Source organism: Streptomyces sp. NPDC048560, from assembly GCF_040650955.1.
Lineage (GTDB): Bacteria > Actinomycetota > Actinomycetes > Streptomycetales > Streptomycetaceae > Streptomyces.
The window spans coordinates 552,769-567,226 of sequence record NZ_JBEZIJ010000003.1 but is presented as its reverse complement, the minus strand read 5'-3'; the positions used below and the strand labels follow the sequence as shown (position 1 = coordinate 567,226).

General features: G+C 71.6%; 15 protein-coding genes. 2 read left to right on the top strand and 13 right to left on the bottom strand.

The genetic code is table 11. The features are described 5' to 3' along the window. Positions 1-112 precede the first annotated feature (112 nt). Positions 113-1,072 (top strand): LysR family transcriptional regulator, encoded by a 960-nt coding sequence (locus AB0C82_RS12505; RefSeq protein WP_362839649.1) that lies wholly within the window; start codon positions 113-115, stop codon positions 1,070-1,072. Between the two features lie 83 nt (positions 1,073-1,155). After that, a complete protein-coding gene (locus tag AB0C82_RS12500) occupies positions 1,156-1,542 on the top strand; it encodes a DUF779 domain-containing protein (protein WP_362839646.1) in 387 nt (128 codons plus the stop codon). A gap of 6 nt (positions 1,543-1,548) precedes the next feature. Here the strand turns inward: AB0C82_RS12500 and AB0C82_RS12495 are convergent, their stop codons facing one another. The 13 genes from AB0C82_RS12495 to AB0C82_RS12435 form a co-directional block, all read right to left on the bottom strand. Beyond that, entirely contained in the window at positions 1,549-2,307 is a 759-nt protein-coding gene (locus tag AB0C82_RS12495) for a hypothetical protein (RefSeq protein ID WP_362839873.1), read from the bottom strand. Positions 2,308-2,433: 126 nt separating this feature from the next. Then, positions 2,434-2,628 carry a hypothetical protein gene (locus AB0C82_RS12490; protein ID WP_362839644.1) on the bottom strand — a complete coding sequence of 65 codons (195 nt, stop codon included), beginning with the start codon at positions 2,626-2,628 and terminating at the stop codon, positions 2,434-2,436. A 135-nt stretch (positions 2,629-2,763) separates the two neighbouring features. Next, positions 2,764-3,639 carry a phosphatidylinositol-specific phospholipase C/glycerophosphodiester phosphodiesterase family protein gene (locus tag AB0C82_RS12485; protein WP_362839642.1) on the bottom strand — a complete coding sequence of 292 codons (876 nt, stop codon included), beginning with the start codon at positions 3,637-3,639 and terminating at the stop codon, positions 2,764-2,766. 183 nt (positions 3,640-3,822) lie between these two features. After that, entirely contained in the window at positions 3,823-4,515 is a 693-nt protein-coding gene (locus AB0C82_RS12480; protein WP_362839639.1) for an ATP-binding cassette domain-containing protein, read from the bottom strand. Beyond that, entirely contained in the window at positions 4,508-5,434 is a 927-nt protein-coding gene (locus AB0C82_RS12475; protein WP_362839870.1) for an ABC transporter ATP-binding protein, read from the bottom strand. The genes AB0C82_RS12480 and AB0C82_RS12475 overlap by 8 nt, the downstream gene beginning before the upstream one ends. 59 nt (positions 5,435-5,493) lie before the next feature. Continuing rightward, positions 5,494-6,354 carry an ABC transporter permease gene (locus AB0C82_RS12470; protein WP_362839637.1) on the bottom strand — a complete coding sequence of 287 codons (861 nt, stop codon included), beginning with the start codon at positions 6,352-6,354 and terminating at the stop codon, positions 5,494-5,496. Then, positions 6,347-7,312, bottom strand: a complete 966-nt coding sequence (locus tag AB0C82_RS12465; protein WP_362839868.1) for an ABC transporter permease — start codon at positions 7,310-7,312, stop codon at positions 6,347-6,349. The genes AB0C82_RS12470 and AB0C82_RS12465 overlap by 8 nt, the downstream gene beginning before the upstream one ends. Positions 7,313-7,335: 23 nt before the next feature. Then, positions 7,336-8,940: an ABC transporter substrate-binding protein gene (locus tag AB0C82_RS12460; protein ID WP_362839634.1), complete on the bottom strand. Its 1,605-nt coding sequence runs from the start codon at positions 8,938-8,940 to the stop codon at positions 7,336-7,338. Between the two features lie 163 nt (positions 8,941-9,103). Next, on the bottom strand, positions 9,104-10,252 hold the full coding sequence (locus AB0C82_RS12455; protein WP_362839632.1) for an acyl-CoA dehydrogenase family protein: 1,149 nt from the start codon (positions 10,250-10,252) through the stop codon (positions 9,104-9,106). Next, positions 10,249-11,439 (bottom strand): acyl-CoA dehydrogenase family protein, encoded by a 1,191-nt coding sequence (locus AB0C82_RS12450; RefSeq protein WP_362839629.1) that lies wholly within the window; start codon positions 11,437-11,439, stop codon positions 10,249-10,251. Before AB0C82_RS12450 ends, AB0C82_RS12455 begins: the two co-directional genes overlap by 4 nt. Further along, positions 11,436-12,404 carry an NADPH:quinone oxidoreductase family protein gene (locus AB0C82_RS12445; protein WP_362839627.1) on the bottom strand — a complete coding sequence of 323 codons (969 nt, stop codon included), beginning with the start codon at positions 12,402-12,404 and terminating at the stop codon, positions 11,436-11,438. The genes AB0C82_RS12450 and AB0C82_RS12445 overlap by 4 nt, the downstream gene beginning before the upstream one ends. Before the next feature lie 103 nt (positions 12,405-12,507). After that, the gene (locus tag AB0C82_RS12440) at positions 12,508-13,104 is read right to left on the bottom strand and encodes an XRE family transcriptional regulator (RefSeq protein ID WP_362839625.1); all 597 of its coding nucleotides are present in this window, start codon (positions 13,102-13,104) and stop codon (positions 12,508-12,510) included. 117 nt (positions 13,105-13,221) lie between these two features. Next, complete coding sequence (locus tag AB0C82_RS12435; protein WP_362839623.1) at positions 13,222-14,421, bottom strand: serine hydrolase domain-containing protein; 1,200 nt, start codon at positions 14,419-14,421, stop codon at positions 13,222-13,224. Positions 14,422-14,458: the final 37 nt, after the last annotated feature.

The following is a 14,458-nucleotide window of genomic DNA, read 5'->3' as shown; positions in this document are numbered from 1 at the left end:
GGCTGGTTCGTCGCCGCCGAGTATGGGCGTGAGCATGACCAGTGAGGGACATCCCGCCAGGCATAAGGCGCGAGTTATGGTGCGACGGCGGCACGCTGCGTACGCTGCTGAAATGCAGCTGGAACTGAGGCATCTGCAAGCCGTCTGCCGGATAGCGGAGGCGGGCAGCCTGGGTCTCGCGGCGCGCCGGCTCGGGGTGTCACAGCCCGCGCTCTCCGCTCAGCTGCGCCGGATCGAACGCGTCGCGGGCGGTGAGCTCTTCGTCCGCACCAGGCACGGCGTGGAGCCCACGTCGCTCGGCCAGTTCGTGCTGGGCAAGGCCCGCCGGGTGCTCGACGAGATGGACGCCCTGGGTGCGGAGTCGCGCGCGTTCGTCACGGGCAGGCCGCTGCGGCTGGGCTGCATCCTGCTGGTGCTGGTCGACGGACTGCTGGAGCAGACGGATCTGGCCATGTCGGGGCAGGAGATCACCGTCGATCTGGAACACTCGGCGACCGCGCTTCTCCGTATGCTCGGAGCGGGGAAGTACGACGCCGTCGCGTACGGAGAGGTCAACGAGCACGAAGTCCCGCTCCCCACCGGTGTGATGGCCAGGACCTTGATCCCCAAGGAGCCGTTCTGTATCCGGATGTCGGCCGGACACCCCCTCGCGGACCGGGAGTCCGTCGAACTCGCGGACCTGTCCGACGAGTCGTGGATGACGCTTGTCGAGGACGACGACGGCGGCCCCGAGGCGCTGGTCGCGGCCTGCGCGAAGGCAGGGTTCGTTCCGTCACTGCGCTACCGGATCACCGACCGCAAGATGCACTACGGGCTGATCGCCGCGGGCCGCGCGATCTCGCTCAGCCAGCCGACGGCGCCGTACGCCCGGGGCACGGTCCTGCGGCCCCTCGTCGGCACGCCGATCACCGGCCGTATCCGCCTGGCCTGGAACCGCTCGACGGTCTCGGCGGGACAGGCGGAACTGCTGTACCGGGCGGCCGCCCGCGCCTACCTGGCCAACGTGGACAACAACCCCTTCCACCGGGCCTGGTGGGACGCACGCCCCGAGCTGCATCCGGCTCTCGACTGAGGCGCGCAACCCTGCCGCAACGTCGGAGCGGGTTCACTGGGGCGGTCAGCCGTAGTCATCGTTCTCAGAAGGGCGGCGCGCAGGTGAACGCGTACGAGACGGACGAACCCGGCGGCGCGGCGGCCCCCGCGGTGGAGCTCACCCCGGCCGCCGCCGCTCTGCTGCGTACGCTGCGGGCCGATCACGGCCCGCTGATGTTCCACCAGTCCGGCGGCTGCTGTGACGGCAGTGCGCCCATGTGCTACCCGGCCGGCGAGTTCCGGACGGGCAACTCGGACGTGCTGCTCGCCTCCCTCGACGTCACCGGCGTCGCGGAACCGGTCCCCTTCTGGATGTCGAGGAGCCAGCACGAGGTGTGGGCCCATACGCGGCTGATCGTCGACGTGGTCGAGGGGCGCGGGAGCGGGTTCTCGCTGGAGGCTCCCGAAGGGGTGCGGTTCCTGATCCGCTCCCGGCTCGTCGGAAGGTGACGGCGCTCAGCGCTGCGGCTTCCGCGGAGGCTTCGGGTGCTGCTTGCGGGAGCGGTTGTCCAGCATGGCCCGCCTGATCTCGGATGCGGTGGCACGGGCGTGCGCCGTGGTCGCCGTGTGGTCGGCCACCGCCGTGACGAAGCGGTGCGTGGGCTGCCGGCACCGTCCGCACGGCGTGTCGCCGGTGACGAGGTAGCCGTCCTCGCACTGGGGGTCGGAGCAGTGGCCCGGCTGCAGCAGCTGCTCCGCGATCCCCTCGACGGTCCAGCGGCGGCGGCCGTCCTCGTCCTTCTCGTGCAGGGCGTGGGACCAGCGCGTGTTCCACCGGCGTTCCATCCGGTCGACGAGCTGGGCGGGCGTGCGGCGCCCCAGTTCCTGGTGGATCAGCTCATGGATTTCCGACGGCATGCGGCGGCCGAGCGCCTGCGTGAGCGGCTGCGGAATGGCGCGCAGAACGTAGCCGACGGGATCGGCGCCCGCCCGCTGGTGCCAGGTCCGGCACCCGCATTCGCCCTCGGGCGGCATCGGGGTGTGGCAGCGTGCGCACAGCCCCCGGCACTCTCCGCAGAGCCCGTCGTTCAGCCCGTCCAGGTGGGGTGCGGGTGATCTGCCGCACTCCCGGCAGCAGGCGGCGCACAGTCCGCAGAGCCGCTCATTGCCCAGCTTCGTCGTCCAGGAGCGCTGCTGGCACCGGCAGCAGAGCCCCGTGTTGCAGTACTCGTGGTGAGCGGCGCCCGACTGCCGTCCGGGGGGCGGGAAGGACATTGCTGCGTTCTCCAGATACGTGGCGGGGGCCGTCCGGAGCAGTGCGCGGCCGGGTTCCGTCGCCATTGTCCCGTATCGGACGCGGGTGTGTCGTGCGAAGGGCCGGTTACGGGGATCCGTGGCAGGTCAGGGGTGCAGGCTGCTCACGATGTCCGCGGTGGCGGTGATCCCGTCCTGGATGGTCGGCGCCATGCTCGTACCGGCGAGGAAGAATCCGAGCAGGGCGCAGACCACCGCATGGGAGATCTTGAGTCCTCCGTTGCGCAGGAAGATCACTGCGAGAATCAGCAGGAGCAGCACCAGTGAGATCGAAATGGCCATGCCAACCTCCTCCGCCGCGCCGGAATTGCGGCATTCGGCCGCCAGTGTGGCGTAGGGAAGGGGCCGTCCGGCGCACTGGCGTGTCCGCCGAACGGGTGTTGACTCGGCGTGACCGTTTCGGCGCGGCGGAGAAGGTCAGGCCGTGCGCCCGTCGCGTGCGCGGGCGCGCAGGAAGGCTGCCAGTCCGGCCAGGTCATCGGTGTTGAGGTGGTCGACTCCGGCCGCCAGGAGCTCCGTCCACAGGGCGTCGCGGTCAGGTCCCGGTACGTCGGGTGTCGCCCAGAAGCGGACACGCCGGCCCTGGCTGTGCGCGGCGTCGACGAGGGTGCGGAGCCTGTCCCGCTCGGCGGTGGGGAAGGGGCCTGCCCCGCGCCAGGCGAAGCTCTGCGTCCAGTTGGCGCTGATGAGCGGAATGAAGGAGGCGGCCGCCGGGCCTGTGAGGTCGTCGAGCCTGCCGTCGTAGAAGGCGTACCGCGTGCGCTGGGGCTCCATGGGTACGCGAGCGGCCCGGTCGCCGGAGATCACGGGGGTGACCGCACCGGTGTGGATGCGGCCGTTGCGGTAGCGGGTGAGGATCTTGCGGTAGGGCTGCAGCTGCCGGTCGAGTTCGGCGTAGGCGGCTGCGCCCTCGTTCTTGATGTCGATCAGCAGTTGCAGCGGGGCGCGGTGTCCGGCGTGCACCGTGCCGTGGTTGGCCGTGACGCGGGCCAGCAGGGGGTCGAGATAGAGCGAGGCGAGGGTGCGGGTGGGGTCGAGCCCGGCGGGTTCGTGGGCCACGAGCAGTTCGCCGCCGACGAGGAAGATGTCCGCCTCCACGCTGGTGAATCCCTGGTCGAGCGCGTCGTGCAGCGGGCGCGGGTGCAGATAGTCGTTGTGCGCGTGGGCACGGTCCAGGGGGCGCGGGCCCGGCCGGCCGGTGGAGGCGGCGGCCGTCTGCGCGGGGATCACCACGCCCGCGGCCGCGGTGACGAGGGCGGTGGTGACGACTCTGCGACGGGTCGGATCTGCCATGGCGTCTCCCTGGGGCGAAGGGCTGGACCGGAGGACGGACGCGACCGAGTATGGAGCCGGGCCGCCCCCGGCGGTCAGGTACCTGCCAAAAATTGGACCGCCCTTCGCCCGTCCGTCGACCGCGACGCCTCTGCTGTTCGCCGGTGCGGCGGAGCAGTCGATCGTCCGCCGCAACCGGAGCGGCTACCCGCGCGGGCCCACGGCGTCGGCGTGCTCGTGCTGCCCTGCCAGCTCCTCCCACCGCACGGTCCGGTCGCACCAGCGCTCCAGGAGCACCCGGTCGTGACCCACGGCCAGCAGCGCGGCACCGGACCGGGCGCGGTACGTCTCCACGACCGCGACGAGAGCGGCGGTCGTCGAGGCGTCGAGCATCGCCGTCATCTCGTCGCAGATCAGCAGCCCCGGCCGGAGCACCAGGGCGCGGGCGAGGCAGGCCCGTTGCAGCTGCCCGTCGCTGACCGCGTGGGGGCGGCGTCCCAGGAGTTCCTCGGTGAGCCCGACCTCCCGCGCCAGTTCCCCGACGCGCTCCGTGACTTCGCGGCGCCGTCCGGTGGACCTCAGGGGCTGGGCGATGAGCTCGCGCAGACTCAGGCGGGGATCGGCGGAGAGGCGCGGCTGCTGGAACACGACACCCACGGCGGTTCGCCGCTCCTGCGGGGCTCTGTGCCGCCAGCCCCGTACCGCGGTGCCGTCGAGGACCACCGAACCGGCCTCGGGGCGGTGCAGCAGCGCGGCGACCCGTGCCAGCGTCGACTTGCCGCAGCCGCTCGGGCCGAGCAGCCCGACCGACTCCCCCCGCGCGACGCCGAGCGAGACGTCACGCACGACGGGGGCGCGCCGGTCGTATCCGGCGGTGATGCGGCTGAGCTCAAGCATCGGCGGGCTCCTCGGCTCGGCGGATCCCGTCGCCGGCGACGTGGTGGCAGGCCACCCCGCTCTTCAAGGCCGGCTGCAGCGCGCACCGCGCGTCGGCGCGCGGACAACGGGCGGCGAAGGCACACCCCGCGGGCAGGTCGCCCAGCTCGGGCGGCATCCCCGGGATCGGCGCGAACTCCCGCTCCGGCAGGGCGTCCAGGAGACCCCGCGCGTAGGGGTGGCGGGGGCCGGGCCGGCCGAAGAAACAGCTCGCGTCGGCGAGTTCGACGATGCGGCCCGCGTACATCACGGCGACCCGGTCGGCGATCCGCTCGGCCGCCGCCAGATCGTGCGTGATGATCAGCAGCGCCCTGCCCCCGTCGGTGTGGCGCCGCAGTTCGTCCACGGTCCGCTCCACGAGTTCCCGGTCGAGTCCCGTGGTCGGCTCGTCGGCGAGGAGCAGCGGCGCGTCACCGATGAGGGCGAGCGCGGTCGCGGCGCGCTGCGCGAGCCCCCCGGAGAGCTCGTGCGGGTAGCGGTCGAGGTGATCGGCGGGGAAAGCGGCGCGTCCGGCCGCCACCGGCGCCGCGTCACGTACGGCGGCTCCCCGCATTCCGGTCAGTTCGCGCAGGGTCTCCTCAAGCTGCGCCCGGACCGTTCGTACGGGGGTGAGGTGGGCGGCGGGACTCTGCGGTACGAGTCCGATCCGGCGGCCCCGCACGGTGCGGGCAAGGGTGCGTTCATCGGTGGTGAGGAGGTCGGGGCCGCCGTCGAGGAGCGCGGTCCCCGAGGTTTCGGCGTTCGCGGGCAGCAGTCCGAGCAGCGCCGACGCGAGGACGGACTTACCGCAGCCGCTCTCGCCGACCAGGGCGAGGCACTCCCCCGCCGCCAGGTCGAAGGTGGCGTCGGTGACCGCGGCGACATGCCGCCCGCCGCGCATCCGGAACCTTACGGACAGTCCCGACACGGAGAGCACGGGTGGTGTGGCGGATGTCTGCTTCACAGCATCAGCTCCGATCGGCGGCGCGGGTTGATCCGCTCCCGCCAGGCGCCGGCGAGCCCCGCGAGCGCGAGGGTCGGGATGATCAGGAAGAGGCCGGGGAAGAGCGTCGGCCACCAGTCCCCCGCCAGCAGCGAACCGCGCGCGGACTGCACGAGGTTGCCGAGGCTCGCCTGATGGGTGGGCAGGCCGAGGCCCAGGAACGACAGCGCGGACTCGTGCCACATGGCGTGCGGCACCATCAGCACCGCCGCGAGACCGGCCTGCGGCAGCACTCCGGGCAGCAGGTGCCGGACGATGACCCGGCCCCGTGAGGCGCCGCCGGAGATCGCCGCGTCGATGAAGGGCCGTGAGCGCAGCGACAGCACCTCGGAGCGCACGATCCGCGCGGTCGAGAGCCAGTGGGTCAGTGCCACGGACACGATGACGGGCCAGACCCCGGGCCGGAACATCGCCACGACGAAGATGCCGAGCAGGAGGTGCGGGACGGACGAGAAGGTGTCGACGAGCCGCATGACGACCCGGTCGGTCCAGCCGCCGGACGCCGCGGCGAGCGCGCCGACCGCCGTACCGATCACGGTGGCGGTGAGCGCGGCGACGAGGCCGACGAGGAGGGAGACCCGCAGCCCGTACACACAACGCAGCAGAAGGTCCCGTCCGACGTCGTCCGTGCCAAAGGGGTGGGCCGGGGAAGGCGGCCGCAGCTTGGCCCCGAGGTCGACGGCCTGCTGGTCGAGCTGGACCAGCGGGGGCACCAGGAGGACGGCGAGCACCACCGTCACGAGGATCGCGGCCGAGGTGACCACCCGGGTGCGGCGGGCGGCGCCGCGTGCGGGTTGCCGGAGTGCGAGGTCAGCCATCGAAGCCCACTCTCGGGTCGGCGAGTCCGTACAACAGGTCGGAGAGGAGGTTTCCGAGGAGTACGGCCGCGGTGGCGAGCACGGTGAGTGCGGCGAGCAGGGAGAAGTCCACGGATGTGGCGGCCTGCACGGTGGCCGCCGCGATACCGGGCCAGCTGAAGACCGTCTCGACGAGCAGGGCGCCGGTGATGAGTTCGGGCACGCGGGAACCGATGAGGGTGAGCATGGGGAGCATCCCGGAGCGCAGGGCGTGGCCCAGCAGCACGGTGCGTTCGCGCAGTCCGCGGGCCCTCGCGCCGCGTACCGGGTCCTCGTCGAGGGCGTCGGTGACTCCCTGGCGTACGTACAGGAAGAACCAGGGCAGTTGGGAGATACCGAGGACGCCGGCGGGCAGGACCAGGTGCGTGGCGACCTGACCGAAGGTGACGGTGTCGCTGCCGGCGTCGGTGAGTCCTCCTGCCGGGAGGACGTCCAGCTTCAGGGCGAAGAACCAGATGGCGAGCAGTCCGAGCCAGAAGGCGGGCGCCGCCTCAAGGGTGTACGCGGCGGAGCTGACGCACCGGTCGAGCGCGCCGCCGGGGCGGCGGGCGGCGAGGACGCCGAGTCCGGTGCCCAGCAGGATCGCGATGACGAACGCGCAGGTGGCGAGCAGCGATGACCAGCCGGCGCGTTCACCGATGACGTCGGCGACCGGCATGCGCATCACGCTGGAGTCACCCAGATCGCCCTGGACGGCGGACGTCAGCCAGTCCCACCAGCGGGTGACCAGAGGCTGGTCGACGCCGAGGTTGGCCCTGAGCTGGTCGAGGTTCTCCTGCGAGGCGGTCAGGCCGGCGGTGCCGGCGTACGCCTTGACGGGGTCGAAGGGGGATGCGGCGGCGACGGCGAAGACGCCGAACGTGACGGCGATCAGGACCGGCACGGCGGACAGGGCCCGCCGTGCCGCCATCCGTGCCATCGGCCCCCAGGGGAGGCGGTGGCTCACTTGTCCGCGCCCTCGGGGTTCCACTTCTCGACGTTCCACCACGGACCGGAGGCCAGGCCGTGGTCGTGCGGCTCGACCTGGGTGCTGAGGTGGCCGTACCGGCTGCCGACGACGTACACGTGGTCGATGTGGGTGAGGAAGGTGTAGCCGGGGTCCTTGGCGAGTTCGCGCTGGACGGTGTCGTACGCGGCCTTGCGTGCGGCCGGGTCGCCGCTCCTGCGGCCCGTCTCGACGGCCTCGTCGACGGCCCTGTTGTCGTACCAGGCCATGTTGTTGAAGCCGTCGCCCGCCAGCGTGGACTTCAGCAGGGCGTACTGGTCGAAGTCGGGGTCTGCGGGCGATCCGCCGCCCGCGAGCACGGCGTCCTGCTTCATCCGGGGCTGGATGACCTCCCAGGTGCCGGCCTCGGTGGTGATGCCGATGCCCGCCTTCCTGGCGTCGGACGCGTAGGCGAGTGCGTGTTCCTGACGGAGCTTGTCGCCGGTGAGGTACCAGAGCGGGAAGGCGGCGCGCACCCCGTCCTTGCTGCGGATTCCGTCCTTGCCGGGCTTCCAGCCGGCCTCGTCGAGGATCTTCTTCGCGGCGTCGAGGTCGTGGACACGCTCGGTCCCCTCCGCGAACCACTCGCTGCCGGTGGGGACGGGGCCGTAGGCGGGCTTGCCCGCACCGTTGAGGATGGCGTCGACCATGGCCTCACGGTCGACGGCGACATCGAGGGCACGACGGATGGCGCGGTCGCCCGCGATCCTGTTGTGGGTCGGGAGGGTCACCGTGCGGTAGTCGTACGTCTTCGCCGCGTACGTGCTGAGCCCGTTCTCGTCCTTGAAGCCCTCGGCCAGGTTGGGCGGGAGGATCGCGCCGTCGAGCTCACCGGAGCGCAGCCGGGTGGCACGGACGTCGTCGTCCTTGATGACCGCCATGGTGAACCGCTTCACCTTCGGCTCGCCGCCCCAGTAAGCGGGGTTGGCCCGGAAGCTCAGCTTCTCGCCCTTGGACCACCGGGTGAGGAGGTAGGGCCCGGTGCCGACCGGCTGTGTGGTGAACGCCCCGGTGTTGACGTCCTGCTTCCCCGCGATGTGTTCGGGGGCGATGGGCAGCACCGTGCGCCGGGCGAAGGGCGCGTAGGGGTACTTGAGCGTGAAGACGACACGGTCGTCACCGACGGCCTCGACGCCCTTGACCGCGTCCAGTTCGGTGCGCGAGGGGTTGTTCGTCCTCTTGTCCAGGATGGTCCGGTAGGTGAAGACGACGTCCTTGGCACCGAACGGTTCGCCGTCACTGAACTTCACGCCCTGGCGGAGCCTGTACGTGTACGTGAGCCCGTTGTCGCCGACGTCCGGCAGCGCGGTGGCCAGCGCGGGCCGCAGCTCCAGGTGCTCGTCGAGGGCCAGCAGCCCGTCGAATATCTTGGAGTTGCCGTCCTTGCCGTAGCCGAGCAGGGGGCTGAGGCTGTCGGGCTCGTACGCGATCCCCACGACCGCGGAGTCCGCGGAAGCGGCGCCCTTGCCGGAACCGCCCGGATTCGAGCAGGCTGCCGCGCTGATCGAGAGCACGGCCGCCAGCGCGGCCGAGATCCCTCCCCGTACCGATCGGGCCCTCATACGCTGCACACCCCTATTGAAGATCAACTGTTATTGCGAACGATGCGCAATTAAACAGCACGCGCAGGGGGCGCCGGTACCCGGCCTCGGCGGGACATGCCGGAGCGGGGGCACGCACGTGCGTACCCCCGCCCCAACTACATTGACCTGTCGGCCCGTTCGGCTACGGCGCCGGAAGGTCGACCAGTTCCGCGATCACCTCGCGATGCCGGCCCGCCGTTCCGTACGCGATCGAGTCGGCCTTGGCGCGCTTCAGGTACAGATGCGCGGGGTGCTCCCAGGTCATGCCGATCCCCCCGTGCAGCTGGACGCACTCCTCGGCCGCGTGGACCGCGACTCCCGAGCAGTACGCCTGGGCCACGGCCACCGCGAGCGGTGCCTCGTGGCTGCCGGTGGCCAGTTCGCCGGCGGCGTGGCGGGCGGCGGCCCGGGCGGAGACGATCTCCAGCCAGAGCTGTGCCATCCGGTGCTTCAGCGCCTGGAAGGAGCCCACCGGCCGGTTGAACTGGTGGCGTTCACGGGTGTACCGGACGGTCTCGGTCAGACACCACTCGGCGATTCCGAGCTGTTCGGAGGCCAGCAGACCGGCGCCCACGAGGAGACCGCGCGCCACCGCCGGGACGGCGGAAGCCGCGTCGGCGACCAGGACACCCGTCGCACCGTCCAGGACGACCGTGGCGAGAGGGCGGGTCAGGTCGAGCGCGACCAGCGGTTCGACGGTGACGCCGTCCGCCGCCGTCTCCACCGCGTACAGCCCGTCGGTGGTGGGGACGAGCAGCACATCGGCGGTGGCCGCGTCGGCGACACCCGTGATGGTCCCCTCCAGCTTGCCGTCCACCGCGCTCGCGGGCTGGGCCTCGTCGGCCGCCGGTGCGGAGAACGACACGGCGAGGGCCGCCGTCCTGCGCCCCGCGGCCAGTTCCCCCAGGAGCTCGACGACGGCGCCGTCCTGCGCCGCCAGCGCGAGCAGCGTCTCGGTCGCGACGACCGAACTCGTCAGGTACGGCACGGGCGCGACGCTGCGCCCGAGTTCCTCCAGGACCACGGCGGCCTCGCGGTAGGTGGCTCCCTGACCGCCGAGCTTCTCCGGTACGAGGAGTCCGGCGGCGCCGATGTCGGTGGCGAGCGCCTTCCACAACCGGGCGTCGTACGGCGTGTCGGACTCGACCCGGGCGATGACGCCCGGCGCGTCGGCCCGGTCCGCGAGCAGCGCGCGGACGGCGGCACGCAGGTCCTCCTCGGCCTCCGAGTACAGGAGGACGGGCATCGGGCTCGGTTCGTCCTGTCCCGGCTGTGCTGTCTGTGCGGTCATCGGGAGAGGTCCTTCCAGGCGATGTCCTTGTCGTTGCGCGGCTCCGAGGGCAGCCCGAGCACCCGCTCGGCGACGATGTTGAGCAGTACCTCGCTCGTACCGCCCTCGATGGAGTTGCCCTTGGAGCGCAGATACCGGTAGCCGGCGTCGCGGCCGGTGAAGTCGACCAGTTCCGGGCGGCTCATGGTCCAGTCGCCGTACAACAGGCCCTCGTCGCCGAGCAGTTCGACCTCCAGCCCACTGATCTGCTGGTTCAGCCGGGCGAAGGCGAGCTTCATGGCCGACCCCTCGGGGCCGGGCTGCCCCGCGACGAGCTGCTGACGCAGCCGCTCACCGCTGAGCCTGGCGACCTCGGCCTCGACCCAGAGGGTGAGGAGTCGCTGGTGCAGGTCGTGGGTGCGCAGTTCGGGGCGTTCGCGCCAGGTCCGCGCGACGGTGCCGATCATGCCTCCCTCGCGCGGGATACGGGCCCCGCCGATCGACACGCGCTCGTTCATGAGGGTCGTCTGTGCGACCTTCCAGCCGTCGCCGACCGGGCCGAGCCTGTGGCTGTCCGGGATGCGTACGCCGGTCAGGAAGACCTCGTTGAACTCGGCCTCGCCGGTGATCTGCCGCAGCGGCCGCACCTCGACACCGGGGTCGGTCATGTCGCAGATGAAGTAACTGATGCCGCGGTGCTTGGGCAGGTCCGGGTCGGTGCGGGCGATCAGGATCGCCCAGCGGGCCACATGGGCGCTCGACGTCCAGACCTTCTGCCCGTCCACGACCCAGGAGTCACCGTCCCTGACCGCGCGCGTACCCAGCGCGGCGAGGTCGGATCCGGCTCCCGGTTCGCTGAAGAGCTGGCACCAGACCTCCTCGCCGACCCACAGGGGGCGCAGGAAGCGCCGCTTCTGCTCGTCGGTTCCGTAGCCGAGGATCGTCGGGGCCGCCATGCCGAGGCCGATGCCGATGCGGCGCGGGTCGTTGTCGGGGGCCCCTGCCGCGGCGAGTTCGGCGTCCACGATCTGCTGCATGGAGCGGGGCGCGTCGAGACCGCCGAGCCCGGCGGGATAGTGCACCCAGGCGAGGCCGGCGTCGAAGCGTGCCTTGAGGAATTCGGTACGGTCCGTGGTGGCCGGAGGGTACGAGGCCACCAACTCATGCGTGAGGCGCCGGACTTCGCCGGCGTCGACGGGGGCGGTCATCGTGCACCCCCCGCCGGGAGGACGACGATGCGGCCGGTGCTCGTACCGTCCGCGACACGCTGAACGGCGTTCGCCGCGTCGGCCATGCCGACGCGCTCACTGATCAGCGGCCTGACGACTCCCTGCGCGGCGAGCTTGGTGAGTTCGTCGTGGCAGGCGCGTACGGCGGCGGGGTCCTTCGCGTTGTACAGCCCCCAGTGGAGGCCGGCGATCGTGTAGTTCTTCACCAGGGCGTGGTTGAGCCCGGGGGCGGGGATGGTGCCGCTCGCGAAGCCCACGACGACGACGCGCCCCTCGAAGGCGATGCACTTCACGGACTTGGCGTAGGCGTCGCCTCCGACCGGGTCGTAGACGACGTCCGCACCGCGCCCGCCGGTGGCTTCCTTGACGAGCGCGACGATGTCCTCAGCGCGCCGGTCGATGACCACGTCGCAGCCCAGCTCACGTGCCACGCGGGCCTTCTCCGGGCCTCCGACGACCCCGATGACCGTGGCCCCGGCGGCCTTGCCGAGCTGCACGGCCGCACTGCCGACACCGCCGGCCGCCGCGTGCACGAGCAGCGTCTCGCCCGCCTGGAGGTGGGCGCGCCGGTGAAGTCCGAACCAGCCCGTCTGGTAGCCGATGTGCATCGCGGCCGCTTCGGCGTCGTCGAGCGTGTCGGGAGCGGGCAGCAGGGCCGCCTCGTCCGCGACGACGTATTCGGCGAAACCGCCGTGGGGAAGGGCGGGTGTGGCGAGCACCCTGCGTCCGTCCTCGGTCTCCCCGCAGATCTCCACACCCGGCGTGAACGGCAGCGGCGGCCGCGTCTGGTACTGCCCCCGGCAGAGCAGCGCGTCGGGGAAGTTGATGTTCGCCGCGCGCACCCTGAGCAGCACCTGCCCGTCCCCGGGGGTGGGGCGGTCGGTCTCCTCGAGCTCCATCACCTCGCTCGGCTCGCCGTTCCGGTGCACTCGCCATGCCTGCATGAGGGGCCTCCACAACACTGTCGGCATTACCACTGCTCCGGCGCATACTAAGCGGTCGCTTGCCCATCTGGGAACACCTTGGCCGCCCCGGGAGCGACGCCCGTCACTGCTTGGGCCGCGCCTTGACGTGCATCCGCTCCCCCTGCGGTCCGAAAAGGCTCAGGTACTCCACCGGCTGCTCCCCCACCGGCCCGAACCAGTGCGGCAGCCGGGTGTCGAACTCCGCCGCCTCACCCGCGTCCAGCACCAGATCGTGCTCGGCCAGCAGCAGCCGCAGCTTCCCGGAGAGCACGTACAGCCATTCGTAACCCTCGTGCGTGCGCTGTTCCGGCTCCTCGGTGCAGCCGACGCGGTGCACCACCTTGTACGCCTGGAGCCCGCCCGGTCTGGCGGTCAGCGGCATGATGGTCCGCCCGTCGCGCTCGATCGGCTTGACCCGGATACGGGGGTCGCCGACCGGTGGCGCCCCGATGAGGTCGTCCAGCGGCACCTCATGGGCGCGGGCGATGGGGAGCAGAAGCTCCAGACTGGGGCGCCGGCCACCGGATTCCAGCCGCGAGAGGGTGGACACGGAGATGCCGGTGGCCGCGGAGAGTGCGGCCAGCGTGACGTCCCGGTCCTTGCGCAGGCGGCGCAGGCGGGGCCCCACACCGGTGAGCACCGCGTCGATCTCCGGGTCGTCCCGGCGCTGTTCGTTCATGCACCCATTGCAGGATCGGCAAACGCCGTTGTCAATCGGATGCGACGATCGCCGGGCGGGCCCGGAGCCCGGCCCCGCCCGGCGGTCCATGATCCCGGGCGCGGCAGGGGCCTTCTTCTACCGCGGGACGACCGCCCCGGCGTAGACGTTCTTCGGGGTGACGACCTCGGTGATCGCCCGGGCGAGCAGCGTGGACGGCTCCTGGCCCCCGCTCAGGGAGTCAGTGTTGATCATGACGACCAGCGTCGCCTTCTTCGAGGGCAGGTAGACGGTCACGGTCTCGTACCCCGGCAGGGAGCCGTTGTGCCCGATCCATCCGTTGGTCTCCAGAATGCCGAGGCCGTAGGTGGTACCCGGGAAGCCGGTCGGCAGCGTCTTGAGGCGCTGCGCCTGGGTCTCGGGGCTGAGCAGCTCTCCCGTGGCGACGATCCTGGCCCAGCGGCGCAGGTCGTGCAGATCGGAGATCATCCCCCCGGCGGCCCACGCCCAGCTGGGATTCCAGTCCGTGGCGTCCTCTGTCTCGCCGCTCAGCGTCTGGTCGGTGTAGCCGCGCGGGTGCGGCTCGGGGAACTCCGACCCCGTGGGGAACAGCGTGTTGCGCAGGTGGGACGGGCGGAGCACCCGCCTCTCGATGAAGCGCTCGAGCTTGCGTCCGCTGACCTTCTCGACCACGAGGCCGAGCAGGATGAGGTTGGTGTTGGAGTACTCGAACGTGGCGCCCGGCTTGAAGGTGTTCTTGTGCTTCATCCCGTACGCGAGCAGTTCCTGCGGGGTGAAGGAGCGATGCGGGTCACTCAGCAGGTCGTGATCGAAGTCCGGGTCGGACGTGTACGGGAACAGACCGCTGCGCATCTCGGCAAGGTGGCGGAGAGTGATCCGGTCGCCGTTGCGCACGCCGGGGACGTACGCCGAGATCGGGTCGTCGAGCTCGACCAGGCCGTCGTCGACGAGTTCGAGCAGCGCCGTGACCGTGAAGGTCTTGGTCTCGCTGCCGATCCGGACGAAGGAGTCGGCGGCCATCGGCTCACCGGTGGTGGTGTCGGCGACGCCGGTCGCGCGGACGTAGCTCCCCTTGCCCGGCATCCAGAGCCCGACGACGACACCGGGGATACCGGCCTCCTCGCGGACGTCGGCGATGGCCTTGTCCAGCCGGGCGTTCACCTCGTGGCCGAGGCCACCGGGCGGGCAGTCCTCCTGGCCGTGCCGGTCCACGCCTGCGGCGTGGACCGCGGGGGCGGGTGCCACCGCCATCGGGGCCAGCACGGACGCCACGAGCAACGCCGCGGCGAACAGACGTCGGGTGGAGGTGCGACTCATGTGGGGATGCCTCTTCCAGGTCGGGGAACGGACGGCA

Excerpts from the sequence above, each read along its gene's own strand:
- AB0C82_RS12450 (WP_362839629.1), bottom strand. The coding sequence starts at position 11,439 with ATGACCGCCCCCGTCGACGCCGGCGAAGTCCGGCGCCTCACGCATGAG.
- AB0C82_RS12455 (WP_362839632.1), bottom strand. The coding sequence starts at position 10,252 with ATGACCGCACAGACAGCACAGCCGGGACAGGACGAACCGAGCCCGATG.
- AB0C82_RS12485 (WP_362839642.1), bottom strand. The coding sequence starts at position 3,639 with ATGGCAGATCCGACCCGTCGCAGAGTCGTCACCACCGCCCTCGTCACC.
- AB0C82_RS12445 (WP_362839627.1), bottom strand. The coding sequence starts at position 12,404 with ATGCAGGCATGGCGAGTGCACCGGAACGGCGAGCCGAGCGAGGTGATG.
- AB0C82_RS12465 (WP_362839868.1), bottom strand. The coding sequence starts at position 7,312 with ATGGCACGGATGGCGGCACGGCGGGCCCTGTCCGCCGTGCCGGTCCTG.
- AB0C82_RS12490 (WP_362839644.1), bottom strand. The coding sequence starts at position 2,628 with ATGGCCATTTCGATCTCACTGGTGCTGCTCCTGCTGATTCTCGCAGTG.
- AB0C82_RS12475 (WP_362839870.1), bottom strand. The coding sequence starts at position 5,434 with ATGCGCGGCGGGCGGCATGTCGCCGCGGTCACCGACGCCACCTTCGAC.
- AB0C82_RS12495 (WP_362839873.1), bottom strand. The coding sequence starts at position 2,307 with ATGTCCTTCCCGCCCCCCGGACGGCAGTCGGGCGCCGCTCACCACGAG.
- AB0C82_RS12435 (WP_362839623.1), bottom strand. The coding sequence starts at position 14,421 with ATGAGTCGCACCTCCACCCGACGTCTGTTCGCCGCGGCGTTGCTCGTG.
- AB0C82_RS12505 (WP_362839649.1), top strand. The coding sequence starts at position 113 with ATGCAGCTGGAACTGAGGCATCTGCAAGCCGTCTGCCGGATAGCGGAG.
- AB0C82_RS12470 (WP_362839637.1), bottom strand. The coding sequence starts at position 6,354 with ATGGCTGACCTCGCACTCCGGCAACCCGCACGCGGCGCCGCCCGCCGC.
- AB0C82_RS12460 (WP_362839634.1), bottom strand. The coding sequence starts at position 8,940 with ATGAGGGCCCGATCGGTACGGGGAGGGATCTCGGCCGCGCTGGCGGCC.
- AB0C82_RS12440 (WP_362839625.1), bottom strand. The coding sequence starts at position 13,104 with ATGAACGAACAGCGCCGGGACGACCCGGAGATCGACGCGGTGCTCACC.
- AB0C82_RS12480 (WP_362839639.1), bottom strand. The coding sequence starts at position 4,515 with ATGCTTGAGCTCAGCCGCATCACCGCCGGATACGACCGGCGCGCCCCC.